General features: G+C 73.0%; 21 protein-coding genes and 1 riboswitch. Of the genes, 9 read left to right on the top strand and 12 right to left on the bottom strand.

The features are described 5' to 3' along the window. Position 1 precedes the first annotated feature (1 nt). Genes O9K63_RS06670 through O9K63_RS06655 form a run of 4 tightly spaced genes read right to left on the bottom strand, consistent with a single transcriptional unit; the run spans position 2 to position 2,308 of the window. Positions 2-322 (bottom strand): AzlD domain-containing protein, encoded by a 321-nt coding sequence (locus O9K63_RS06670; RefSeq protein WP_277241701.1) that lies wholly within the window; start codon positions 320-322, stop codon positions 2-4. Then, positions 319-1,041: an AzlC family ABC transporter permease gene (locus O9K63_RS06665; RefSeq protein ID WP_277241699.1), complete on the bottom strand. Its 723-nt coding sequence runs from the start codon at positions 1,039-1,041 to the stop codon at positions 319-321. The genes O9K63_RS06670 and O9K63_RS06665 overlap by 4 nt, the downstream gene beginning before the upstream one ends. Continuing rightward, entirely contained in the window at positions 1,038-1,586 is a 549-nt protein-coding gene (locus O9K63_RS06660) for a GNAT family N-acetyltransferase (protein ID WP_277241697.1), read from the bottom strand. The genes O9K63_RS06665 and O9K63_RS06660 overlap by 4 nt, the downstream gene beginning before the upstream one ends. Continuing rightward, positions 1,586-2,308 (bottom strand): enoyl-CoA hydratase-related protein, encoded by a 723-nt coding sequence (locus O9K63_RS06655; RefSeq protein WP_277241695.1) that lies wholly within the window; start codon positions 2,306-2,308, stop codon positions 1,586-1,588. Before O9K63_RS06655 ends, O9K63_RS06660 begins: the two co-directional genes overlap by 1 nt. A gap of 77 nt (positions 2,309-2,385) precedes the next feature. Here O9K63_RS06655 and O9K63_RS06650 point away from each other — a divergent pair, with 77 nt between their 5' ends. After that, positions 2,386-3,363, top strand: a complete 978-nt coding sequence (locus O9K63_RS06650; RefSeq protein ID WP_277241693.1) for an SMP-30/gluconolactonase/LRE family protein — start codon at positions 2,386-2,388, stop codon at positions 3,361-3,363. Positions 3,364-3,374: 11 nt separating this feature from the next. On the opposite strand, the gene O9K63_RS06645 is transcribed toward O9K63_RS06650, so the two are convergent. Genes O9K63_RS06645 through O9K63_RS06630 form a run of 4 tightly spaced genes read right to left on the bottom strand, consistent with a single transcriptional unit; the run spans position 3,375 to position 6,648 of the window. Continuing rightward, positions 3,375-4,196, bottom strand: a complete 822-nt coding sequence (locus tag O9K63_RS06645) for a hypothetical protein (RefSeq protein ID WP_277241692.1) — start codon at positions 4,194-4,196, stop codon at positions 3,375-3,377. Continuing rightward, complete coding sequence (locus O9K63_RS06640) at positions 4,193-4,822, bottom strand: SatD family protein (RefSeq protein ID WP_277241690.1); 630 nt, start codon at positions 4,820-4,822, stop codon at positions 4,193-4,195. The genes O9K63_RS06645 and O9K63_RS06640 overlap by 4 nt, the downstream gene beginning before the upstream one ends. Positions 4,823-4,837: 15 nt before the next feature. Then, the gene (locus tag O9K63_RS06635) at positions 4,838-5,842 is read right to left on the bottom strand and encodes a dihydrofolate reductase (RefSeq protein ID WP_277241687.1); all 1,005 of its coding nucleotides are present in this window, start codon (positions 5,840-5,842) and stop codon (positions 4,838-4,840) included. Continuing rightward, entirely contained in the window at positions 5,839-6,648 is an 810-nt protein-coding gene (locus tag O9K63_RS06630; RefSeq protein ID WP_277241685.1) for a thymidylate synthase, read from the bottom strand. The genes O9K63_RS06635 and O9K63_RS06630 overlap by 4 nt, the downstream gene beginning before the upstream one ends. 42 nt (positions 6,649-6,690) lie before the next feature. Here O9K63_RS06630 and dapA point away from each other — a divergent pair, with 42 nt between their 5' ends. Next, positions 6,691-7,587 carry a 4-hydroxy-tetrahydrodipicolinate synthase gene (dapA, locus tag O9K63_RS06625; RefSeq protein ID WP_277241683.1) on the top strand — a complete coding sequence of 299 codons (897 nt, stop codon included), beginning with the start codon at positions 6,691-6,693 and terminating at the stop codon, positions 7,585-7,587. Next, on the top strand, positions 7,584-9,269 hold the full coding sequence (locus tag O9K63_RS06620; RefSeq protein ID WP_277241681.1) for a ribonuclease J: 1,686 nt from the start codon (positions 7,584-7,586) through the stop codon (positions 9,267-9,269). The genes dapA and O9K63_RS06620 overlap by 4 nt, the downstream gene beginning before the upstream one ends. 24 nt (positions 9,270-9,293) lie before the next feature. Here O9K63_RS06620 and O9K63_RS06615 read toward each other — a convergent pair whose 3' ends face one another. Both O9K63_RS06615 and O9K63_RS06610 read right to left on the bottom strand, forming a co-directional pair. Continuing rightward, positions 9,294-10,511 (bottom strand): aminotransferase class V-fold PLP-dependent enzyme, encoded by a 1,218-nt coding sequence (locus O9K63_RS06615; protein WP_277241679.1) that lies wholly within the window; start codon positions 10,509-10,511, stop codon positions 9,294-9,296. A gap of 41 nt (positions 10,512-10,552) precedes the next feature. Then, positions 10,553-10,668: riboswitch (SAM riboswitch) on the bottom strand. 73 nt (positions 10,669-10,741) lie between these two features. Continuing rightward, a complete protein-coding gene (locus O9K63_RS06610; RefSeq protein WP_277241677.1) occupies positions 10,742-11,389 on the bottom strand; it encodes a prepilin peptidase in 648 nt (215 codons plus the stop codon). Between the two features lie 70 nt (positions 11,390-11,459). Here O9K63_RS06610 and O9K63_RS06605 point away from each other — a divergent pair, with 70 nt between their 5' ends. The 6 genes from O9K63_RS06605 to O9K63_RS06580 all read left to right on the top strand — a co-directional run bounded on the left by O9K63_RS06605 (position 11,460) and on the right by O9K63_RS06580 (position 17,985). After that, complete coding sequence (locus tag O9K63_RS06605) at positions 11,460-14,252, top strand: DNA translocase FtsK (RefSeq protein ID WP_277241675.1); 2,793 nt, start codon at positions 11,460-11,462, stop codon at positions 14,250-14,252. A 92-nt stretch (positions 14,253-14,344) separates the two neighbouring features. Further along, a complete protein-coding gene (locus O9K63_RS06600) occupies positions 14,345-15,049 on the top strand; it encodes an ion channel (protein WP_277241672.1) in 705 nt (234 codons plus the stop codon). Positions 15,050-15,098: 49 nt separating this feature from the next. After that, complete coding sequence (rimO, locus tag O9K63_RS06595) at positions 15,099-16,505, top strand: 30S ribosomal protein S12 methylthiotransferase RimO (protein ID WP_277241671.1); 1,407 nt, start codon at positions 15,099-15,101, stop codon at positions 16,503-16,505. Then, positions 16,502-17,158, top strand: coding sequence for a CDP-diacylglycerol--glycerol-3-phosphate 3-phosphatidyltransferase (gene pgsA / locus O9K63_RS06590; RefSeq protein WP_277241669.1), 657 nt, complete (start codon positions 16,502-16,504; stop codon positions 17,156-17,158). The genes rimO and pgsA overlap by 4 nt, the downstream gene beginning before the upstream one ends. Next, entirely contained in the window at positions 17,148-17,633 is a 486-nt protein-coding gene (locus O9K63_RS06585) for a CinA family protein (RefSeq protein ID WP_277241667.1), read from the top strand. The genes pgsA and O9K63_RS06585 overlap by 11 nt, the downstream gene beginning before the upstream one ends. 52 nt (positions 17,634-17,685) lie before the next feature. Further along, complete coding sequence (locus O9K63_RS06580) at positions 17,686-17,985, top strand: helix-turn-helix domain-containing protein (protein ID WP_277241665.1); 300 nt, start codon at positions 17,686-17,688, stop codon at positions 17,983-17,985. A 4-nt stretch (positions 17,986-17,989) separates the two neighbouring features. Here the strand turns inward: O9K63_RS06580 and O9K63_RS06575 are convergent, their stop codons facing one another. Continuing rightward, on the bottom strand, positions 17,990-18,787 hold the full coding sequence (locus O9K63_RS06575; protein ID WP_277241663.1) for a DNA-formamidopyrimidine glycosylase family protein: 798 nt from the start codon (positions 18,785-18,787) through the stop codon (positions 17,990-17,992). Positions 18,788-18,789: 2 nt separating this feature from the next. After that, positions 18,790-23,433 carry an ATP-dependent helicase gene (locus O9K63_RS06570; protein ID WP_277241661.1) on the bottom strand — a complete coding sequence of 1,548 codons (4,644 nt, stop codon included), beginning with the start codon at positions 23,431-23,433 and terminating at the stop codon, positions 18,790-18,792. Positions 23,434-23,440: the final 7 nt, after the last annotated feature.

Below are 23,440 nucleotides of genomic sequence, written 5' to 3'. Positions count from 1 at the left end.
GTCAGCCCCAGCCGAGCGCCCGCAGGCCGGCGGCCAGCGCGGCCGCCGCGACGACCACGACGACGAAGTTGGCGCGCAGCCACAGCAGCACGACCGCGAGCACGACGGCGGCAAGTCGTGCATCGAGGACGATGCGCTCGTCCCCGCCCACGGTCTGCGTCACGACGAGGCCGGCGAGCAGGGCGACGGGCAGCAGTCCGATGATCCGCGAGCGACGGCGTCCGTCGACGAGGGACTCGGGCACGAGGTGACCGAGGTACTTCGTCACGAACCCCAGGGCACAGGCGGCCAGGACGCTGACCCACAGGACGGTGGTGCTCACAGGAGGTCCCCCTCCGGCTGCTCGATGTCACGTGCCCGACTCGGTGCCGCGTCGACGAGCCCGACGACGACCGCCGCGACGGCCGCGAGGAGCACGGGCACCCCGGCGGGTGTCGGCGCGAAGGCGATGAGGGCGATGGCTGCGGCCAGCGCAGCGGTGACGCGCCCGGTGCGGTCCCGCAGCCGCGGCCAGATGAGGCCCACGAAGGCGGCGGCCGCGGCGGCGTCGAGCCCCCAGACGCGTGGGTCGCCGATGGCATTGCCGACGACTGCCCCGACGAGCGTCGAGACGTTCCAGAAGGTGAAGACACCGAGGCCGCCCGCCCAGAAGCCGGTGCGTTGGACCGGTGGCTCGGTCTGCGCCAGTGCGACGGCGGTGGACTCGTCGATGGTCAGGTGGGCGGCGGCCGCCCTGCGCCACCCGGTCAGCCGCAGGACCCGGGCCAGCTGCAGGCCGTAGAGGCCGTTGCGGATGCCGAGCAGGGTGGAGGTGGCGACAGCGGTGATCGGGTTGCCGCCCGCTCCGATGATGCCGATGAAGGCGAACTGCGACCCCCCGGTGAAGAGCAGCAGGGACAGCGCCACGGTCTGCCAGACGTCGAGACCCGCTGCGACGCCGAGTGCGCCGAAGCTGACCCCGTAGATCCCGGTGGCCAGCCCGACCGACAGGCCCTGGCGTCGTGCAGCGGCGTGCTCGGGTGCGAGCGGGTCCGGCGTCACTGCGCGTCCTGGGCCAGCAGCGCGACCAGACGGACCTCCCTTGCGGTCTCGCCGTCGGGGGAGATCACGCGGTCCCGGTAGGCACCGTCGGGCGACAGGCCCGAGCCGGTGAGGAAGGCCCGCACGTCCTCGTGCTGCACGAGGCACCAGGCGGCGACGTGCTCGGCGCCGGCGTCGCGCAGGAGGTCAACGGCGGCATTGAGCAGCCGCGAGCCGTGTCCCTGCCGGCGGTGCATCGGGTGCACGCCCAGGGCGGTGACCTCGCCGGTCGTCTGGCCGGTGTCGGGGTCCTGGCTGGGCCCGATGGCGACGAAGCCGACCACCTGCTCGCCGGCGCAGGCGACGAGGAGGCGGTGCACCCCTTCGGGCGGGGTGCGTAGCGAGTCGCGCCAGGCCGCGGTGAAGGACTGGGGGTCGAAGGCGGCGTGCACCTGCGGCGGGACGACCCCGTCGTAGGCCTCCTGCCAGACGAGGGCCTGGACCTGCCCGACGGCCGGGGCGTCGTTGGGGCCGGCGGCGCGCACGCTCGCGTCGGCGGTGGGCATCAGCGACCCTCGAAGACGGGGGAGCGGCGCTCGGTGAAGGCCCGTTGGCCCTCGGTGAGGTCGCTGCTGGCCCACGCCCGTGCGAAGGCCTCGTCGTAGGTCGGGTCGGGACCGGTGGGGGAGTCCATCCCGAGCTTCGACCCCAGCTGCGAGAGCGGCGCGAGCGGGACGGCGTCCCGGGCCAGGTCGAGCGCGACGTCGAGGCCACCCCGGCGCTGGGCGAAGCCGAGGCGCCAAGCGTCCTCGTGGTCCAGCACCCCGGCGGTGAGCACCATGTGCCGAGCGGCTCCCTCGCCCCAGAAGCGGGCGGCGCGCTCGAGTGTCCACTTGTCGACCATGAGGCCGAGCTTGGCCACGGGGACGGCGAACCGGGCGCCGTCCTCGACGACCCGCAGGTCGCAGGCGAGGGCGAGCTGCATCCCCAGCCCCATGCACGAGCCGGAGATCGCGGCGACCGTCGTGATCGGGACGCCGGCGAGGTGCACGAGGACCTCGGCGAGACGCTCGGTGAAGGAGACGTCCTCGAGCTCGGTGAGGTCGGCCCCGGCGCAGAAGTGACCGGCGGCGCCGGTGAGGACGAGCGCCCGGGCGCCGTCCTCGACGGCGGTGGTGACGGCGGCGTCCAGCTCCTCGAGCGTCGGCAGGTCGAGGGCATTGCGTCGGTGGGTCCGCTCGATGGTCAGGGTCGTGACGGCATCGGTGGTCTCGCTGAGGATCGGCACGCCCGCCAGCATACGGAGCGGGCGAAGGGGGCGACGCAACCCTCCCTTCGTCCCCACCGGAGCCCTACGGTGGGGCGATGGAGACGATGCTGCCGCTGACGGTCGTGCCGGTCCCCGGCCCCGGGGCCGAGGACGTGCTCGTGGGGCGCGACGGACGGGTGTGGACCGGGACCGCGGACGGCGCCGTCATCGCCGTCACCCCGGACGGGCGTCGCAGCGAGCGGGTGGTGCATACGGGTGGGCGGCCCCTCGGGCTGGAGTGGCTGCCGGACGGTCGGCTGCTCGTGTGCGACGCGCGGCGTGGTCTCCTCGCCGTCGACGTGGACGGGACCGGGATGATCGAGGAGCTGGTCACCGAGGTCGACGGGGCCGCGATGGTCTTCACCAACAACGCGGCGGTGGCCGCCGACGGGACGATCTGGTTCAGCGACTCCTCCCGGCACTGGGGTGTCGAGGTGTGGAAGTCCGACCTCATCGAGCACACCCGCAGCGGGCGGCTCCTGCGGCGTGCGGTCGACGGGAGCGTCACGACGGTCCTGGACGGGCTGGCCTTCGCCAACGGCGTCGCCCTGCTGCCGGACGAGAGCGCCGTCCTCGTCGCGGAGTGCGCGCTCGGTCGCATCCGCCGGGTCGGGCTCAGCGGTGGTCTGCCCGTGGCCGGCCACGTCGTCGGCAGCGAGGGGAGTGCCGTCGAGCCGTCCGCGGAGCAGCTCTTCGTCGCCGACCTGCCCGGCTACCCGGACAACATCTCGTGCGGCTCGGACGGGCTGGTCTGGTCGGCCGTCGCCTCGCCGCCCGACCCCGTCCTGGGGATGCTCCAGCGGGCCCCGCAGCGGGTGCGCGACCTCGCCCTGCGGCTGCCCGACGCCCTCAAGCCGGCGCCGAAGCGCACCGTGCGGGTCACCGCCCACGACGCCGACGGCTCGCTCGTGCACGACCTGTCCGCGGATGCTGCCGACTGGCACATGGCCACCGGTGTGCGGGAGCACGACGGGCGGGTGTGGCTCGGCAGCCTGGTCGAGCCGGCGCTGGCGTACGTGGACGTGCCGGGCTGAGGTGCTGACCGTCAGACGGCGAGGACGAGTGCGCCGAGGGCCACGAGCCAGCTGACGAAGCTGCCGACGAGGAAGTACTCCGTGACGGTGTCGATGTCCGAGTGCCGTCCACCCGCGGAGCTCGGCCGGGCGTGCGAGCGCAGCTCCGGCCAGCGGATCAGGCCCTTGGCGGCGATGACGATCCCGGCCGCGGTCACCTGGCCGGCGAGGCCGAGGCCGAGGATGAAGAGCCGCTCCAGCGGACCGAGGAGCCGACCGCCCTTGAGGGTGTCGGACGGCTGGTCCGCCTCCGGCGCGGGATCGGCGGCCGGCGTCCGGTCGGTCGCCGGCGCGGGGACCATGGCCCCGGTGCTGATCAGGACGAGTCGCACGATGAGGTTGCCGGTGCTCAGCTGCACCAGCGCGAGCCCGGCGATGAGCAGCGCACGCCCCGGCTCGGGGGTCCACGGCAGGTCCGCCCAGGCGATCCACCGTGCCAACGCACCGCCGGCCTGCGGTGCCCATCCGGCGAGGGCGAGCTGGGCCACGAGCCCGCCGGCCAGCGTGGCCAGGGCGAGCACATGACCGCGGTCGCGCGTCAGGGCCCACCCGGAGACGAGCAGCCACGCGGCGAGCGAGACGGTCGCCAGTGCCACGAGGAGCCACCCGGACGTGGTGGTCAGCAGGCCGGCTAGGGCGGCGCCCAGCCAGAGCGAGACGATGCCCACCTCGGTGCCGATGCGGTGGACGCGCCAGCGGGTGGCGGCGTCGTCGTGGGCCCCGCGCTGCTCGACGATGCTGCGGGCGAGGTCGGCGACGCCGACGGCGACGAGCAGGAGGGCGAAGACGCTCATGGCAGCACCGACAGGTCGGCGTCGATGGCGACCAGCTGCTCGAGCCCGTCGCGGTGGACCCGCCGGGAGACCGCGGTGGGGCTGATCCCCTCCTCCTCGGCCAGGGCGCGCTGGGTCCGGTGCTGGAGCAGGCCGCGCAGCAGTCGCAGCGAGCGGTCGTCGAGGCCGGCGACGAGGAGGTCGCGGTGGCGGACCGCCGCGTCGAGCGCCGGGCCGGTGGGGCCGTCCTCCTGCCAGCGGGTGCGCACGACGAGGCCGTCGGAGCGGACGTCGGCCTCCGCCCCCTTCGCCGCGGTGATCGCCTCGCGGGCACTCCACCACCCGGGCCCGTCCTGCACCGTGCCGTCCTGCTCGAGCGTGGTCACCTCCCCCCGGCCGAGGCCGTAGCGGGTCTCGACCCGGGGGAGGAGGCTCAGGCGCAGGAGGAAGGCGGCGTGCAGCGCCTGGCCGCGTCGCTCCCAGGCGCCCTGGAACTCGTCACCGACGGTGATGCGCAGGGGGTGGATCGGGTCCGTCGCGGCGGTGACCGCGGTGAGCGTCTCCTGCAGGAGGGCGTGCAGCTCCTGCCGGTCCGGCGCGCTGCGCGAGGAGACGACGTCACCGATGAGCGTGACGACCACTGTCATGTGAACACCATAGCTTCATTTGGTCAGATATGAACCATATTGGTTTATATCTGATTCGGTGAACGTCTGCGGTTGCCGCTCGTAGGTGACGAAGGCGAAACCCTCCCGCGGAGTGCGGGCGACCTCGCGCCACGTGCCCGGGTCGACCGGGGGGAAGAAGACCTCGGCCTCGGGTGCGGCGTCCACCTCGGTCAGCTCCAGGCGGGAGGCCAGGGCGATCGTCTGCCGGTAGATCTCGCCGCCACCGGCGACGAAGACCTCCCCGGGGCCGGCCACCGAGATCGCCTCGTGCAGGTCGTGGACGACGAGTGCGCCCGGAGCGGACCACTCGCGGTCGGAGGTGACCACGATCGTCGTGCGCCCCGGCAGCGCACGACCGATGGAGTCCCAGGTGCGCCGGCCCATGATCATCACCCCGCCCATCGTCACGGCCTTGAAGTGGGCCAGGTCCTCCGGCAGGTGCCACGGCATGCCCCCGTGGACCCCGATGGCGCCGTTGGAGCCGCGGGCCGCGACGAGGGTCAGCCGCTGGTCGTGGCCCCGCTCGACGAAGGGAGGGACGTGCCCCTCCCGCAGCGCCTCCAGGACCAGGCGCTCGTGCGGCACGACCTGCTCGGGCAGGGCGTCCAGCGGGAACCAGCGCAGCTCGGCGGCCTTGTCCGGCTCGAGCAGGGTCGGCTCGCCCGACCACCGCGTGACGTGGAAGAAGAAATCGGCGCGCTGCTCGAGCGGCCCCAGGGGGTTGGAGCGCTGGACCGTCGTCAACGGCTCGGCGGCCTCGATCGTGATGCCCAGCTCCTCCTGCGCCTCCTGCGCCAGCGCCTCACTCGGGGACTCGGCGTCCTCGAGGTGACCGGCGGCGCCGCAGGCCCACCACCCGTCCATGTAGCCGGTGCCGCGGCGCAGCTGCAGCAGGACCTCCCGGCCGCGCTCGCCCGCACGGGTGATCACGGCGTAGGCGGCAGCGGTCAGGGCGATGCGACCGCGCAGCGACGGGGGAAGGGGGCGGGGCAGGCTCATACGGCGATCGGTGCCTTGATCGTCGGGGCGGCGTGGTAGCCGACGAGCGTGAAGTCCTCGATCTCGTAGGCGTCGATCGAGTCGCGCTCGGCGATCTCCATGGTCGGCAGCGGCCCGGGCTCGCGGGTCAGCTGCAGGTCGGCCTGCTCGAGGTGGTTGAGGTAGAGGTGCGCGTCGCCGAGGGTGTGCACGAACTCGCCCGGCTCCATGTCCACCTGCGCGGCGACCATCATCGTCAGCAGTGCGTAGGAGGCGATGTTGAAGGGCACGCCGAGGAAGATGTCGGCGCTGCGCTGGTAGAGCTGGCAGGACAGCCGCGGTCGGGCGCCGTCGACGGCCGGCGTGACGTAGAACTGGAACATCGTGTGGCACGGCGGCAGTGCCATCTCGCCGACCTCCGCGACGTTCCACGCAGAGACGATGTGCCGCCGGCTGTCCGGGTTGGTGCGCAGGCCCTCGACCAGCTGCGCGATCTGGTCGATGCTGCCGCCGTCCGGGGTCGGCCAGGAGCGCCACTGGTGCCCGTAGACCGGTCCGAGGTCGCCGTCCTCGTCCGCCCACTCGTCCCAGATGGAGATGCCGCGCTCCTGCAGCCACCGCACATTGGTCTCGCCGCGCAGGAACCACAGCAGCTCGCCGATGATGGAGCGCAGGTGCAGCTTCTTGGTCGTGAGCACCGGAAAACCCTCGGCGAGGTCGAAACGCATCTGGTACCCGAAGACGCTCCGAGTGCCCGTGCCGGTCCTGTCATCCTTCGCGACACCGTGGTCGCGGACGTGGGCAAGCAGGTCGAGGTACTGGCGCATGGCGCCACGATAGACGGCAGCACCGACGGTTACCCTGAGCGCATGACGACTTCCCCGTTCGGCCGGGTGATCACCGCGATGGTCACCCCCATGACTCCTGATGGTGCCCTGGACACGAAGGGCATCGCCGCCCTCGTCGAGCATCTTGTCGAGACCGGGCACGACGGCGTCGTGGTCAACGGCACGACGGGGGAGTCCCCGACGCTGACCGCCGGCGAGAGCATCACGACGGTCCGCGAGGTCAAGGCCGCCGCGGGTGACCGGCTCAGGGTCACCGCCGGCGTCGGGTCCAACAACACCGCCCACGCCATCCAGATGGCCGCCGAGGCGACCGAGGCCGGCGCCGACGGCCTGCTCGTCGTCTCGCCCTACTACAACAAGCCGACCCAACCCGGTCTGCTCGCCCACACCCGCGCGATCGCCGACGCCGCGGTGCTGCCGATCATGCTGTACGACATCCCGGGGCGCACGGCCACCCCCTTCGCCCCGGAGACGCTGATCGCGTTGGCCCAGCACCCGCGCATCCTTGCGGTCAAGGACGCGAAGGGGGACCTGTGGGCCGCCTCCCAGGTCATGGCCGCGACCGACCTGCTCTGGTACTCCGGTGCCGACGAGATGAACCTCGCCCTCCTCGCCCAGGGCGCCCACGGCGTCGTCTCCGTCGTCGGCCACGTGGCCGGGCGCCACTACCGCGAGATGGTCGACGCCGTCGACGCGGGCGACCTGACGACGGCCCGCGCCGTCCACCACCGCCTCATCCCCGTGGTCAACGCGCTCATGGGCACCTCGCAGGGCGCCATCATGGCCAAGGCCGCCCTCGTCGAGCTCGGGGTCATCGACAACGCAACTGTCCGCCTGCCCTACGTGGAGGGCCCCGAGGAGCACCTCGGGATCCTGCGCGCCGGGCTCGACGCATCCGGAATCGGAGCCACTGCATGAGTCACCCCCACCCCGACCTCCCGCTGCCGGCGTCGCTGGCGAAGGGCGCACTGCGCGTCACCGCCCTCGGCGGCCTCGGTGAGGTCGGTCGCAACATGACCGTCATCGAGCACGACGGGCAGCTGCTGGTCGTCGACTGCGGTGTCCTCTTCCCCGAGGACCACCAGCCCGGCGTCGACCTGATCCTGCCGGACTTCGAAGCGATCGCCGACCGTCTCGACGACATCCAGGCCATCGTCCTCACGCACGGTCACGAGGACCACATCGGCGCCGTCCCGTACCTGCTCAAGCTCAAGCCGGACATCCCGCTCGTCGGCTCCACGCTCACCCTCGCGCTCATCGAGGCGAAGCTGAAGGAGCACCGGATCAAGCCGTACACGCTCGGGGTCAGGGAGGGCAACCGCGAGAAGCTCGGCGTCTTCGACTGCGAGTTCATCGCCGTCAACCACTCCATCCCCGACGCGCTGGCCGTCTTCGTGCGCACCCCCGGCGGCACCCTGCTGCACACGGGTGACTTCAAGATGGACCAGCTGCCGCTCGACCGGCGCCTGACCGACCTGCGCGCCTTCGCCCGGGCGGGGGAGGAGGGGGTCGACCTCTTCCTCACCGACTCCACCAATGCCGAGGTCCCGGGCTTCACCACGCCCGAGCGTGACATCGCCGGGTCGATCGACGACGTCTTCCGCAAGGCGCGGCGACGCGTCATCGTCGCGTGCTTCTCCAGCCACGTGCACCGCGTCCAGCAGGTGCTCGACGCGGCCGAGCGCTCCGGGCGCAAGGTGGCGATGGTCGGTCGCTCGATGGTGCGCAACATGGGCATCGCGGCCGACCTGGGTTACCTCCACGTGCCCGACAACGTGCTCGTCGACGTCAAGAAGCTCGACCAGCTGCCCGACGACGAGGTCGTCCTCGTGTGCACCGGCAGCCAGGGCGAGCCGATGGCGGCCCTGTCGCGCATGGCCAACCGGGACCACCGCATCGACGTGGGCGACGGCGACACCGTCCTGCTCGCCTCGAGCCTGATCCCCGGCAACGAGAACGCCGTCTACCGGATCATCAACGGCCTGATGCGCCTGGGCGCCGACGTCGTGCACAAGGGCAATGCCAAGGTGCACGTCTCCGGGCACGCCAGCGCCGGTGAGCTGCTCTACTGCTACAACATCGTCAAGCCGCGCAACGTGATGCCGGTCCACGGCGAGTGGCGCCACCTCGTGGCCAACGCCGAGCTGGCCATCGCCACGGGGGTGGACGCGGACCACGTCGTCCTGGCCGAGGACGGGGTCGTCGTCGACCTCGTCGACGGCCGGGCGCGCATCGTCGGGGCGGTGCCCTGCGGCTACATCTACGTCGACGGCTCGAGCGTCGGTGCCGCGACGGAGGAGCTGCTCAAGGACCGCCGCATCCTGCGCGACGAGGGCTTCATCTCGGTCATGGTCGTCGTCGACGCCTCGACCGGCAAGGTCGTCGCGGGCCCGGAGATCACCGCCCGTGGCTTCGCCGAGGACGAGGAGATCTTCACCCAGGTGCGGCCGAAGATCATCGCCGCCCTCGACGAGGCCACCCGCAAGGGCACGACCGACCCGCACCAGCTGCAGCAGGTCGTCCGTCGCGCGGTCGGCGGCTGGGTCGGCGGCAAGATCCGTCGCCGCCCGATGATCATCCCGGTGGTCGTCGAGGCCTGAGCGGGGTCGACCCCCACCGTCGGATCAGAGCGAGCGAAGGGCGGCGAGCAGCCGGTCCACGTGCTCGCTGGTCGTCCCGAGCCCGGCACTGATCCGCACGGCCGTGGATTGCGGCCGGTCGGCGAGCAGGTGGTCGACGAGCGGGTGCGCGCAGAACCTCCCGTCGCGCACGCCGATCCCGTGCTCGTCGCCCAGGACGCGGGCGACCTCGCTGCTGTCGTGCCCGTCGACCGTGATCGTCGCGACGGGCGCGCCGGTGCGACTGCCGAAGAGGGTGTGCACGTGCACGCCGTCGATGGTGGCGAGGCCGCTGAGCAGCCGGGTGCGCAGGGCGTGCTCGTGGGCGATGATCGCCTCCTCGTGCTCGCCGATGACCTCGCAGGCGGTGGCGAGCGCGACCGCACCGAGGACGTTGGGGCTGCCTGCCTCGTGCCGGGCCGGACCGGTGGTCCACTCGACGGCCCCGTCACCGACGCGGGTGGTGGCCCCGCCCCCGGCGAGGTAGGGGTCGGCGGCGTCGAGCCAGTCCCGACGGCCCACGAGTGCTCCGGCGCCGAAGGGCGCGTAGACCTTGTGTCCGGAGAAGGCGACCCAGTCGATGCCCAGGGCCGCGATGTCGACCCGGCGGTGCGGGACGACCTGGGCGGCGTCGAGCGCGAAGCGGGCCCCGTGCGCGTGCGCCAGGTCGGCGAGCCGCTCGATCGGCCAGTGCTCGCCCGTGACGTTGGAGGCGCCGGTCGCGACGACGAGCCGGTGCTCGCCCGGGTGGGTGCGCAGCGCCTCGTCGAGCAGCGTGACGGCTTCGGCGTGGCTGTGCGGGATGGGCAGGCGCACCGCGTCGGCCCAGGGCAGCAGCGCGGCGTGGTGCTCGGAGGCGAAGACGAAGACCGTCGTGCCCGCCGGCAGTGCCCGGGCGAGGAGGTTGAAGGAGTCGGTCGTGTTGCGGGTGAAGACGACCTGGTCGTCCTCGCGTGCCCCGACGAAGGCGGCGACCGCCTCTCGGGCCGCCTCGTAGCGGGAGCTGGTCACCCGGGAGGCGAAGCCCGCGCCGCGGTGGACGGAGGAGTAGGTGACGGAGGCGGCCGTGACCGCCTCCGTGACGGCGACGAGGGCGGGGGTGGTCGCACCGTGGTCGAGGTGGGCGTACTCGACGGTGGTGCCGTCGCAGTCGCGGTAGGTCAGTCCGGCCGACACGAGCGAGGGCAGGGCCGTGGTGGTGGGACGCAGGTCAGAGACGGTCATGGAAGGACTCCATCGGGTCATGGACCCAGGCGTCGACCGTGAGTCCGCGCTTGCCGGGCGACACCGCGCCGCCGGCCAGGTCGTCACCCGGAGCACCCCACCGCGGAAGGAGGGTTGCCGACCAGCTAGCCGGGGCTTGTCGCTGGTACTCGTGACCTTGGGTCGAGACGGTAGCGGACGCACTCCCCGGCGTGTGCGGTCGGGTGCCACCCGTCTCGGATCGTGGGACGTCAGCCGAGGAGGAGGAGGGCGAGCAGCGTGCCGGCCACGAGGTACGGGCCGAAGGCCAGGTGAGTGCCCCGTCCTGCCCTGCGGGCGAGCAACAGCCCCAGCGCGACCACCCCACCGAGGACGAAGCCGAGCCACAGCCCGAGGAGGACGTGACCCCAGGAGAGCCAGCCGAGGGCTGCTGCGAGCGAGACGACGAGCTTGGCGTCGCCCATCCCGATCGAGCGTCCGTGGAGCACGAGGGCCAGCAGCAGGAAGCCACCACCGACGACGAGTGCCGCCAGACCCGCCCGGCGAAGGGAGGTCCAGTCGCCGGTCGCGGCGCTCGCCACGGCGAGCAGGGCGAGCTCGACCGGCACCAACGGCAGCGTGATCGCATTGGGCAGGCGGTGCACGTCCGCGTCGATCGCAGCGAGGGCGAGCCCGGCGGGCACGAGGACGAGGTAGGGCAGGAGGACCGGCCACGGGTGGTCGGCGAGAGCCCCCGCCACGAGCACCCCGGCGAAGGGGGCGACCGGCGCCACCCACAGATGGCGGGGAAGGGGGCCGGTCTCGTCGGGACGGCGGTAGCGCCCGGTGCGCAGTCGGAGCAGGGCGCCGATCCCGAGTGCGCCCGTCACGACGGCGACGAGCACCAGGCGGGAGTCCACCGGGGGAGGCTACCGCCCTGGTGCGCGTGTGACGCGTGTGCCGGACGTGTCTTTCCCCTACCCTGCGATCATGGCCACTCGCCCGTCGACCACCGCTCGCAAGAGCGCCGCCTCGCGACCCCGCGGAAGCACGCGGCCCTCGGGGCGGAAGCCGGCCGCCAAGGGCAAGACCCCGGCGGCGCGGAAGAAGGGCGCCTCCGGGGGTGGGCTCCCGCTGCCGCTCGCCGCCGTCCAGCGCACCTGGATGGGCGTCGCGAGCGCCACCGGATCGAGCGTGCGCCGGATGGGCCACGGGGCCAGCCAGATCGAGCCGGAGCACCGTCGTGACGGGCTCGGCTTCCTCTTCCTCGCGCTCGCCCTCGTCGTCGCCGTCCGCGAGTGGTGGGGCCTGACCGGCGGCTTCGGCGACATCGTGCACGCGGTCGCCGCGGGCACCTTCGGCCGGGTCGCCTACGCGTTGCCCATCGTCCTGCTGGTCCTCGGCGTGCGCCTGCTGCGCACCCCGAGCAACGAGGCGGCGGATGCCCGCCTCGGCTTCGGCACCGTCATGGCCCTCTTCGCCGCCTCCGGACTGACCCACATCGCCAAGGACATCCCGCAGCCCCCGGAGGGCGCGGACCCCATGCGCGACGCGGGCGGCATCGTCGGTTTTCTCGCCTCCGACCCGCTCGTGACGGCGGTGACCGAGTGGCCCGCGATCATCCTGCTGGCCCTGCTCGGCCTGTTCAGCCTCCTGCTGCTCACGGGGACCCCGCTGCACGAGGTCCCGCAGCGGCTGGCCTACATCCGTGCCGCCTTCACCGGGGAGGTGCCGGCGCACGTGGGCGATCAGCGGGCCGCGACCGACGCGCCCGGGACCGCGGTCAACCGGGCGCGCCGCCGCCGTCGCTCGGCGGAGGACGACGCACTCTCCGGCCAGCGTGACGGGGACACCGCCTACGACCAGGCCGCCGTGGTGCAGCCCGTCGACGGCAAGGGCCGCAAGAAGAAGGGGGCTGCGGCCTCCGCCGCCCCCGCGCCGACGGACCCGGTCGAGCCGCCGCCGGCCGATGGGCCCCGCCCGGGGGAGAAGCGCCCGACCGCGAACCCCGTCGTGGCGCCCGCCAAGGTCGAGAACAAGACCGTGCTCGAGGCACCGCCCACCACCCCGCTGCCCCAGCGGGTGGAGCAGCTCGCCCTGGCCGGTGACGTCACCTACACGCTCCCGGAGAGCACCTTCCTCAAGCCCGGCCCGCCGCACAAGGAGCGCTCGGCGGCCAACGACCAGGTCGTCGAGGCCCTGACGAGCACGCTCGACGAGTTCAACATCGACGCGCAGGTCACCGGCTTCCACCGCGGACCGACCGTCACCCGGTACGTCGTCGAGCTCGGCCCCGGTGTCAAGGTCGAGCGCGTCACCGCCCTGTCGAAGAACATCGCGTACGCGGTCGCCTCCGCCGATGTGCGCATCCTCAGCCCGATCCCCGGCAAGTCGGCGATCGGGATCGAGATCCCGAACGCCGACAAGGAGATGGTCTGCCTCGGGGACGTGCTGCGCTCCGACGTCGCGCGCAACAACGAGCACCCGATGGTCATGGGCGTCGGCAAGGACGTCGAGGGTGGCTACGTCATCGCCAACCTCGCGAAGATGCCGCACATCCTCGTCGCCGGTGCGACCGGCTCCGGTAAGTCCTCCTTCATCAACTCGATGATCACCTCGGTGCTCATGCGGGCCACCCCCGACGAGGTGCGGATGGTGCTCGTCGACCCGAAGCGCGTGGAGCTGACCGCCTACGAGGGCATCCCGCACCTGATCACCCCGATCATCACGAACGCCAAGAAGGCCGCCGAGGCCCTCCAGTGGGTCGTGCGCGAGATGGACATGCGCTACGACGACCTCGCCACCTACGGCTACAAGCACGTCGACGACTTCAACAAGGCGGTCAAGGCCGGCAAGGTCGAGGCGATCCCCGGCAGCGAGCGCGTCCTGCAGCCCTACCCCTACCTCCTGGTCATCGTCGACGAGCTCGCGGACCTGATGATGGTCGCCCCGCGCGACGTCGAGGACTCGATCGTGCGCATCACCCAGCTGGCGCGGGCGGCGGGCATCCACCTCGTGCTGGCGACGCAGCGTCCCTCCGTCGACGTCGTGACCGGCCTGATCAAGGCCAACGTCCCCTCTCGGATGGCCTTCGCGACCTCGTCGCTGTCCGACTCCCGGGTCGTGCTCGACCAACCGGGCGCGGAGAAGCTCCTCGGCCAGGGTGACGCGCTCTTCCTGCCGATGGGCAAGTCGAAGCCGATGCGCGTCCAGGGCGCGTGGGTGACCGAGTCCGAGATCGACGACGTCGTCCAGCACGTCACCGGTCAGCTCAAGCCGACCTACCGCGAGGACGTGGCCCCCCCGGAGGCACCGAAGAAGCAGATCGACGAGGACATCGGCGACGACCTCGACGTCCTGCTGCAGGCGACCGAGCTGGTCGTCAACACCCAGTTCGGCTCGACGTCGATGCTCCAGCGCAAGCTGCGGGTCGGCTTCGCCAAGGCCGGTCGCCTGATGGACCTCCTCGAGTCCCGCGGCGTCGTCGGCCCCTCCGAGGGGTCGAAGGCCCGCGACGTGCTCATCACCCCGGAGGAGCTGTCGACCACGTTGGCCCTGATGAAGGGCGAGGACCCGCCGGAGCCCGAGGGCGGGGCGGGCGAGGAGGCCTTCGACCAGGACTCCGCCGACGAGGTCGAGCAGGGCGAGATGGTCGACACCGCGGCCGTGCCCGCCCGCAGCGACCGCTACGCGGACGACCCGATCGGGACGGACCCGCCCGCGCAGGAGTGGACCGAGGACGACGACGAGGACGCCTGGTCACTCACCGACCACCATCGGTGACCACACGGGGTCGATGACCCGGCCCCGAGCAGGAGGGGGCGGTGAGCGCGTCCGGGAGTCCGGAGCCCTGCGGGCGACCTACAGTTGGGCGCATGACGAAGGCCTGGTACGAGCTCGACAGTCGTCCGACGGGGATCAACTACTGGGCGGCCGTCGTGCGGAAGCAACCGTCCGCGATCCTCGTCGCCATCCAGCTCCTCGCCATCGTCCTCCTGCCGTGGGTGGAGTCCGAGTCGTGGGGCCGGGCGGCCATCGCCGGCATCTCGCTGATCGCCGTGACCTTCGGTATCTGGACGGTCCGGTCCACACCGGCCCTGACGTGGCTGGCCCTGCTCATCGGGTTCCCCGCCTTCCTGCTCGAGGTGTGGTCGGTGATGGACGTCGAGAACGTCCCGGTGACCTTCTCCGCGCACCTGCTCCTGTCGGTCTTCTACTTCTACATCGCCTACGGACTCATCGCGTACGTCTTCGCCGACACCTGGGTGACCAAGGACGAGTTCTTCGCGGTCGCGGCCGCGTTCACCGTGCTCCTCTTCGCCTTCGCCTACCTCTATGTGGCTGTCCAGACCCTCGTCCCGGACTCCTTCGCCGGGGGAGGCAGCGGCGGCCGACGCTCCTTCCTGGAGCTGCTGTACTTCTCCGGGGCGAACCTCACGAGCGTCGGCCTGTCCGACGTCATCCCGGTCAAGCCCCATGCGCGCGCCGCGACGATGATCGAGCAGCTCACCGGCGTGCTCTACGTGGCCATGGTCATCTCCCGCCTGGTGGCCCTGACGGTGATGCGTTCGCGCTCCTGACGGCGGGTTCGGGACGGAGCACGGGCCCGGGCCGCCTAGAGTAGGGGGCATGTCCGTGCCCCGAAGCGTTGCCCTCGTCACCCTGGGGTGCACCCGTAACGACGTCGACTCCGAGGAGCTCGCCGGCCGACTCTCCGCCGGAGGCTGGACCCTCGTCGAGGATGCTGCGGCGGCCGACGTGGCCGTGGTCAACACCTGCGGCTTCATCGAGCAGGCCAAGAAGGACTCGATCGACGCGATCCTCGAGGCGAACGACCTGCGTGAGCACGGCCGCACCCAGAAGGTCGTGGCCGTCGGGTGCCTGGCCGAGCGCTACGGCAAGGAGCTCGCCGACGAGCTGCCGGAGGCGGACGCGGTCCTCGGCTTCGACTCCTACGCCGACATGTCCACCCACCTGCGCGCGGTCCTGGACGGGCACGCCCCCGAGGCGCACACGCCCGGCGACCGCCGGACCCTGCTGCCGATCTCACCGGTCGAGCGTGAGGCCGCGGCCCAGGACGTGGCCATGCCCGGGCACGGCGCGAGCGACCTGCCCCGGGCACGTCTCGACGACCGACCGTGGGCGCCGCTGAAGATCGCCTCGGGTTGCGACCGCCGCTGCTCCTTCTGCGCCATCCCGACCTTCCGCGGGGCCTTCGTCTCCCGCCGACCGAACGACGTCGTGGGCGAGGCGCGGTGGCTGGCCTCCCAGGGGGTGCGCGAGCTCTTCCTCGTCAGCGAGAACTCCACGTCCTACGGCAAGGACCTCGGCGACCTCGACCTGCTCGAGCAGCTGCTTCCCGAGCTCGTCGCGATCGACGGCGTCGACCGGGTCCGCGTGTCCTACCTGCAGCCCGCCGAGATCCGTCCCGGTCTGCTGCGGGCGATGGCCAGCATCCCGGGCGTCGTGCCCTGGTACGACATCTCCTTCCAGCACGCCTCCGGCCCGTTGCTGCGCCGGATGCGCCGGTTCGGGGACACGGACTCCTTCCTCGGGCTGATCCGCTCGGTGCGCGAGCGCCAGCCGGAGGCCGGGATCCGGTCCAACGTCATCGTCGGCTTCCCCGGTGAGACCGAGGAGGACGTGGCCGAGCTCGAGCGCTTCCTCGTCCAGGCGCGCCTCGACGTCGTCGGCGTCTTCGGCTACTCCGACGAGGACGGGACCGAGGGCGAGGGCCTGACCGGCAAGGTCGAGCCCGACGTCATCGCCGAGCGCGTCGACCGGGTCACGCGTCTCGTCGAGGAGCTGACCGCCCAGCGGGCGGAGGAGCGCATCGGGGAGACGGTGACGGTGCTCGTCGAGGAGGTCGACGCGGACACCGGTGAGGTCTCCGGGCGTGCGGACCACCAGGGTCCGGACATCGACGGGGCGACCCTGCTCACCGGGTCGCTCGAGGGCCTCCTCCCGGGCACGATCGTCACGGCCACGGTCGTCGGCACCGAGGGGATCGACCTCGTGGCGGAGGTGGCGGCGTGACCAACGACCGGACGCCGTCGACCGAGGCGGGGACCACGGCCGCCGAGCCGAGCCCGTGGAACCTCCCCAACGCCCTGACGGTCCTGCGCATCCTGCTCGTGCCCGTCTTCGTGTGGCTGGTCCTGCGCCACGGTGGTGACGACACGGCCTCACGGTGGTGGGCCTGGGGCGTCTTCGCCGTCGCGATCATCACCGACCGGATCGACGGTGACCTGGCCCGCGCCAAGGGGCTCGTCACCACCTTCGGCAAGGTCGCCGACCCGATCGCCGACAAGGCGCTCACGGGCGCCGGCTTCATCACCCTGGCGATGATCGACGAGATCCCGTGGTGGGTCACCGTCATCATCCTCGCCCGGGAGCTGGGGATCACCGCAGTGCGCTTCTGGGTCATCCGTCACGGGGTCATGCCGGCCAGCCGCGGCGGCAAGATCAAGACCTTCCTGCAGGCCCTGGCGATCGGCCTCTTCGTCATGCCGCTGCACACCTTCCCGCTGGAGGACCTCTTCCGGCTCCTGGCCGGGGGCGTCCTCCTCGCCGCGCTGCTCGTGACGATCGCGACCGGAGTCGACTACGTCGTCAAGGCACTGAAGCTGCGCACGACGAGCGACCGGGCGCGGATGAAGCGCGACCGCAAGGCGGCCGGTGGGCGCTGACCCGCCCCCCGGGGCCGGCGGTCTCCTCGAGTCCCTGGCGGCCCGGGGCTGGTCGCTCGGCACCGCCGAGTCACTGACCGGGGGCCTGCTGGCGGCGACGCTCGTCGCGGTGCCGGGCGCCTCGCGGGTCTTCCACGGCTCCGTGGTCGCCTACGACCCGGGCCTGAAGATCGAGGTGCTGGGGGTCGAGGCGGACCTGGTGGATCGCGTCGGCACGGTCCATCGGGAGGTCGCCTCGCAGATGGCCCTCGGGGCGTGCCGCGTGCTCGGTGTGGACGTCGCGATCGCGACGACCGGTGTCGCGGGCCCCGGACCGAGCGAGGGGCACCCGGCCGGGACCGTCTGGCTGGCGTGCGCGACCCCGACGGGAGTGACGGCACGCCTGCTGGCGTTGACCGGAGACCGGGCGCGGGTGCGCGGCGCAGCCGTGGAGGCCGCGCTCGACCTCGGCCACGAGGTCACCCTGTCCGGCTGACGGGGCGCCGATGTACGGTGGAGCGTGACGAAGGACATGAGGAGGTGGACCGATGGTGCTGCTGAGAGAAGAGCTCGGTGACGTGCTCCGCAGTGCGCGGCGCGCCCGGGGGAGCACCCTGCGGGACATCTCCGCCCGGGCATCGGTCTCCCTCGGCTATCTCAGCGAGATCGAGCGCGGTGAGAAGGAAGCGAGCTCGGAGCTCGTCGCCTCCATCTGCCAGGCGCTCGACCTGCCGATGTCGGTCGTCTTCACCGAGATCGCCCACCGGGCCGATCGCGCCGAGCGCGCGAGTGCCCCGGTCGCGCTGCCCGTGGCCAACCGCGACGAGACGGTCGTCCCCGCGGCCTGACCGGCTACCCGCCCTGGCACACCGGGCAGGAGAAGAAGACGCGCTCGTTCGTCCCCACGTCCAGTGGCGCCACCTGGATCGTCGTGCCGCACCGGCGGCAGGGGTGACGGGCACGACCGTGGACGAAGCCCCGTCGGTCGGCGCGACGCTGCCCGGTCGAGGACTGCACCCCCAGCACGTGGCTACGCACCATCAGGGCGTGCACCCGCTCCACCAGCGCGGCGAGATCCTCCTCCCGCAGCTCGGCCACGGGGCGCCACGGGTCCAGGCGCTGGAGGAAGAGGGCCTCGCTCGCCCAGAACGTCCCGACCCCCGCGAGGTTGCGCTGGTCCAGCAGTGCCGCGGCCACGGTCGTGCCCGGCGCGCCGGCCAGGCGCGCCACCGCGGTCGCCGCGTCCCAGTCCGCACCGAGTACGTCGGGGCCGAGATGGCCGACGAGACGGTGCTCGTCCCGACGGCGAACGAGGTCGACCTCCCCGAGGCGCAGGCCCAGGGTCGTCCACTCCGCGGTCCCGAGGGCGACCCGCAGGTCGCGACGACGCAGGGCACGCGCCGCCGCCGGTGAGCCACCCCCTTCGATCCGCCAGGATCCCTCCATCCGCAGGTGCGTGTGCAGGGTCCACCCGGTGTCGAAGCGGTGCAGCAGGTGCTTGCCGCGGGGGACGATCTCCTCGACCAGGGCGTCGCGGATCGGGTCCTCGCCCACGGTGCCCCACCGGATGTCGACGAGGGTCAGGCGCCGCCCGGTCAGGGCCTGCCCCAGGCGGTCGGCCGCGCGCCGGACGGTGTCACCCTCGGGCACGCTCAGCGACTCCCGGTCGGCCGCAGGCGCAGCCCGCGGGGGGTCATGGTGAAGCCGGCGTCGGTCAGCGCGAGCGCGAGCGGGTCGGTGGAGCCGAGCACGGGAGCACCGTCGGCCTTCTGCACGGTGAGTCGCCCGAGGGCGCCACGGCGCACGGCGTCGGCGAGCCCTCGCGCTGCGGTGCGCAGGACCTCTGGATCCTCGCCCCAGGTCAACAGCGTGCGGCCACCGCGCTCGACGTAGAGGACGAGCTCCCCGTCGACCGCGACGACGAGGGCGCCGGCCTTGCGGCCGGGCTGGTGCCCGGACCGGTCCGCGGCGCGCTCCGGCCACCGCAGGGCGGCCCCCCACGGGCTCGCGGGATCCGTGGCGGCGAGCACGACCGCCTCCTCACCGGCACGCGCCGAGCGGACCTCGTCCACCGCGCCCGGGACGGCGAACTGGGAGGCGCCCAGTCCCTCGACGAAGTACCCGCGGCGCACCTGACCGGCCTCCTCCGCGGCCCCGAGGACACGGTGGATCGCCGCGAAGCCACCGGTGACCTCCTCGGCGACGACGGCTCCCCGGGTGACGACGCCGTGCCGGTCGAGCAACCCCTCGGCGGCGGCGTGCACCCGGATCGTCGGGTCCGACTCCGCGGGCGGCAGCAGCGACCAGCGGCCCGCCACGCGCGGTGGTCCGGTGCGTTGCGGCACGGCGGTCCGACCCAGCCGGGGACGGCCCCCGTAACGGCTGCGGCTCGTCGCACGGCGGGGGGTCCGGTGCGCCGAGCGACCGCCGGCGAGCAGCCCGCGGACCGGCGCCAGGGTGTCGCCGGTGACCAGACCGCGGTGGGCGAGCGACCACAGCGCGTCGGCGAGCTCGTCATCGCTCGCCGGCTCCGGCCGACCCTCCCCCTCGTGGTCGATGCGCGCTTGCGCAACCGCATCGGCCACGTCCCGGAAGAAGTACGCGCCGCCGCCCGCGAGCGCCGCGTGCACGGCCCGCTCCAGCTCGGTCAGGTCGTCGGTGGCGGGGACGGGCAGGGTGGCCGGCGCGCCATCGGCCAGGTGGAGGCTGACCCAGGCGTCGTCACCGGGCAGTCGTCCGTGCCCGGCCCACAGCACGAGGCCGCTGGCCATGAGGTCGTCCAGCAGCGGCGCGACCGGCTCGTCGATGCGCGCGGGCAGCACGAGCGTCTCGAGGGCACTGGCCGGCAGCTGGACGCCGCTCAGCTGCTCGACGGCGCGCAGCACGCCGTCGCGCCCGCGCATCCGCCGGCCCACGCCCTGCCAGGCCGGCAGGAAGCGCGCGTACTGACGCGGCTCGACCGGCTCCACCTCGTGGCGCAGCGCGGCCAGGGAGCGCCGGCGCAGGGTCCGCAGCACTTCGGCATCGCAGAACTCGCCACCACGACCTCCGCACTCCACCGGCAGCAGGTCGCCCTCGGCGAGCCGGCCCGTCTGGACGAGGCGACGCAGTGCGTCCACGGCCACGGCCCGCCCGATGCCGTAGTGCTCGGCGAGGTCGGTGGCGGCGAAGGGGACGTGTGTGCGGGCATAGCGGGTGACGAGGTCGCCGAGCGGGTCGGTGACCGGCTCGAGGGCGGTCGCCGGCAGTCCCGGGGGAAGGGAGGCACCGAGGGCGTCGCGCAGGCGCGCGGCGTCATCGGTGCTCGCCCACGTCTCCCGGCCGGCCACCGGGACCCGGATGACCTGCCGGGCCGTCTCGAGCCGGTCCAGTGCCCCTCGCACGCCGGCCTCGTCGAGCTCGGGGACGCTGCGTCGCACGAGACCGGCGACGTCCAGCGGCCCGAGGACCCGCAGGAGGTCCGCGAGGTCGTCGGCGTCCCGCGCGGCACGCGCGGGCACGAGGTGCTGCAGCTCGGCGGCGGTGCGCTCCACGGCCGCCGGGTCGAGCAGGTCGGCCAGGGAGAGCTGCTCACCGCGCCCGAGCAGGTCGGCCAGCAGCGTCGGGTCGAGCGTGAGAGCGGCCGCGCGACGCTCGGCCAGTGGTGAGTCGCCCTCGTAGAGGAACTGCGCGACGTAGCCGAACATCAACGACGCGGCGAAGGGGGAGGGGCGCGGGCTCTCGACGTCGACGAGCGTGACCCGGCGGCGCGCGACGGCGGTCATCAGCTCGGTCAGCGAGGGCACGTCGAAGACGTCCTGGACGCACTCACGGACCGCTTCGAGCACGATCGGGAAGTCGGAGTGCCCGCTGGCGACCTGGAGCAGGGAGGCGGCCCGCTGGCGCTGCTGCCACAGCGGCTGCCGCTTGTCGGGTCGTCGGCGGGGGAGCAGGAGGGCGCGGGCGGCGCACTCGCGGAACCGCGCCGCGAAGAGGGCCGACCCCCCGACCTCGTCGGTGACGAGGGCGTCGACGTCGTCCGGGTCGAGGGTGATCAGGTCGAGCAGCTCGCTGCTGCTGACGCTGACGTCGTCCCGCACGTCACCCATCTCGATGTCCGGCAGCCGCAGCACGATCCCGTCGTCACCGTGCATCGCCTGCACGTCGACGCCGAACCGCTCCCGCATCCTCGCGGAGATCGCCAGCGCCCACGGTGCGTGCACCTGCGCGCCGAAGGGGGAGTGGATCGCCACCCGCCAGTCGCCGATCTCGTCGCGGAAGCGCTCGACGACGATCGTGCGGTCGTCGGGCAGGTGGCCGGTCGCCGCGCGCTGCTCGCCGAGGTACTGCAGGAGGTTGTCCGCGGCCCACGGGTCCAGGCCGGCGTCGGTGAGGCGGGCGGTCGCCCCCTTCGCGTCCAGGCCGGAGAGCTCGCGGACGAAGGCGCCCACGGCGGTGCCCAGCTCGGCCGGACGCCCGATCTGGTCGCCGTGCCAGAACGGCAGCTTGCCCGGCTGGCCCGGGGCGGGGGTGACGAGGACCTGGTCGTGGGTGATGTCCTCGATCCGCCAGCTGCTCGTGCCGAGGGTGAAGACGTCGCCGACGCGGGACTCGTACACCATCTCCTCGTCGAGCTCACCCACCCGACGGCCCGGGCCGTCGCCGCCGGCGAGGAAGACGCCGTACAGGCCGCGGTCGGGGATCGTCCCGCCGCTGGTCACCGCCAGCCGCTGTGCGCCGCGCCGGCCGACGAGGGTGCCGGCGACCCGGTCCCAGGTGATCCGCGGGCGCAGCTCGGCGAAGTCCTCCGACGGGTAGCGTCCGGCGAGCATGTCGAGGGTCGCGTGCAGCAGGGTCTGCGGCAGGGAGGCGAAGGGGGCCGCCCGCCGCACCAGCTCGCCCACCTCCTCGACCTGCCAGTCGTCGAGGGCGCACATCGCCACGACCTGCTGGGCGAGGACGTCGAGCGGGTTGGCCGGGACGTGGAGGGACTCGATGGCGCCCTCGCGCATGCGCTCGACGACGACGGCGGACTGGACGAGGTCGCCGCGGAACTTCGGCACGACGACGCCGTGGCTGACGGCGCCGACCTGGTGCCCGGCGCGGCCGACGCGCTGCAGGCCGGAGGCGACCGAGGGGGGTGACTCGATCTGGATGACGAGGTCGATCGCGCCCATGTCGATGCCGAGCTCGAGGCTGGACGTGGCGACGACGCAGGGCAGGCGACCGGACTTCAGGTCCTCCTCGATGTCCGCACGTCCCTCCTTGCTGACCGAGCCGTGGTGCGCGCGGGCGAGGACGGGGGGCGCGCCGGCGCCGGTCCCGGCCTGGGCCATCACCTCCGCCGGCGTGTGGGCGGGCGCAGGGGCGTCCTCGCCCGGAGCCGTGCGCTCGTGCCAGATCTCGTTCAGCCGTCCGGTGAGGCGCTCGGCGATGCGACGGGAGTTGACGAAGACGAGCGTCGTGCGGTGCTCGCTGACGAGGTCGACGACCCGCTCCTCGACGTGCGGCCAGATCGAGGCGCGCTGCGGCTCGCCTGCGGCGGCGCCGCTGAGGTCCCCGGTGGGCTCACCGAGCTCGGTGAGGTCGGCGACGGGGACGACGACGTCGAGCTGCCACTGCTTGTGCGAGGCCGGCTGCACGACCTCGACGGGACGACCACCGGTGAGGAATCGGCCGACCTCGTCGACCGGTCGGACCGTCGCCGACAGCCCGATCCGCTGGGCGGGGCGGGCCAGCCGGGCGTCGAGCCGCTCGAGCGAGAGGGCAAGGTGCGCGCCGCGCTTGGTCCCGGCCAGGGCGTGGATCTCGTCGACGATGACGGTCTCGACGCCGCGCAGGGCGTCGCGCACCCCGGACGTGAGCATGAGGAAGAGGGACTCGGGAGTCGTGATCAGGACGTCGCTGGGCGCCTTGGCAAAGGCCCGGCGCTCGCTCGCCGGGGTGTCACCCGAGCGCACCGAGACGCTGACCTCGGGCGCCTCCAGCCCGAGGCGGTCGGCGGCGTGGCCGATGCCGATGAGCGGTGAGCGCAGGTTGCGCTCGACGTCGACCGCGAGCGCCTTGAGCGGGGAGACGTAGAGGACGCGGCAACGCTCCTGCGGCTCCTGCGGGCGCGGCTGCGACGCGAGCCGGTCCAGCGCCCACAGGAAGGCCGAGAGGGTCTTGCCGGAGCCGGTCGGGGCGACGACGAGCGCGTGGGCGCCGGCACTGACCGCACGCCAGGCGCCCTCCTGTGCCGCGGTGGGCGCGTCGAAGTTGCCCCGGAACCACGCGGCCGTGGCGGGGGAGAAGCGCTCGAGGACGTCGTCGGTCATGTCGGGA

Origin of the sequence: Janibacter cremeus, assembly GCF_029395675.1 — a bacterium.
GTDB classification, from domain to species: Bacteria; Actinomycetota; Actinomycetes; order Actinomycetales; family Dermatophilaceae; genus Janibacter; species Janibacter cremeus_A.
The sequence above is the reverse complement of the archived record's forward strand: the minus strand, read 5'-3'. Positions and strand labels throughout refer to the sequence as shown.

Excerpts from the sequence above, each read along its gene's own strand:
- O9K63_RS06570 (WP_277241661.1), bottom strand. The coding sequence starts at position 23,433 with ATGACCGACGACGTCCTCGAGCGCTTCTCCCCCGCCACGGCCGCGTGG.
- O9K63_RS06620 (WP_277241681.1), top strand. The coding sequence starts at position 7,584 with ATGAGTCACCCCCACCCCGACCTCCCGCTGCCGGCGTCGCTGGCGAAG.
- O9K63_RS06645 (WP_277241692.1), bottom strand. The coding sequence starts at position 4,196 with ATGAGCGTCTTCGCCCTCCTGCTCGTCGCCGTCGGCGTCGCCGACCTC.
- O9K63_RS06635 (WP_277241687.1), bottom strand. The coding sequence starts at position 5,842 with ATGAGCCTGCCCCGCCCCCTTCCCCCGTCGCTGCGCGGTCGCATCGCC.
- rimO (WP_277241671.1), top strand. The coding sequence starts at position 15,099 with ATGTCCGTGCCCCGAAGCGTTGCCCTCGTCACCCTGGGGTGCACCCGT.
- O9K63_RS06580 (WP_277241665.1), top strand. The coding sequence starts at position 17,686 with ATGGTGCTGCTGAGAGAAGAGCTCGGTGACGTGCTCCGCAGTGCGCGG.
- O9K63_RS06640 (WP_277241690.1), bottom strand. The coding sequence starts at position 4,822 with ATGACAGTGGTCGTCACGCTCATCGGTGACGTCGTCTCCTCGCGCAGC.
- O9K63_RS06650 (WP_277241693.1), top strand. The coding sequence starts at position 2,386 with ATGGAGACGATGCTGCCGCTGACGGTCGTGCCGGTCCCCGGCCCCGGG.
- O9K63_RS06660 (WP_277241697.1), bottom strand. The coding sequence starts at position 1,586 with ATGCCCACCGCCGACGCGAGCGTGCGCGCCGCCGGCCCCAACGACGCC.
- O9K63_RS06615 (WP_277241679.1), bottom strand. The coding sequence starts at position 10,511 with ATGACCGTCTCTGACCTGCGTCCCACCACCACGGCCCTGCCCTCGCTC.
- dapA (WP_277241683.1), top strand. The coding sequence starts at position 6,691 with ATGACGACTTCCCCGTTCGGCCGGGTGATCACCGCGATGGTCACCCCC.
- O9K63_RS06630 (WP_277241685.1), bottom strand. The coding sequence starts at position 6,648 with ATGCGCCAGTACCTCGACCTGCTTGCCCACGTCCGCGACCACGGTGTC.
- O9K63_RS06600 (WP_277241672.1), top strand. The coding sequence starts at position 14,345 with ATGACGAAGGCCTGGTACGAGCTCGACAGTCGTCCGACGGGGATCAAC.
- O9K63_RS06605 (WP_277241675.1), top strand. The coding sequence starts at position 11,460 with ATGGCCACTCGCCCGTCGACCACCGCTCGCAAGAGCGCCGCCTCGCGA.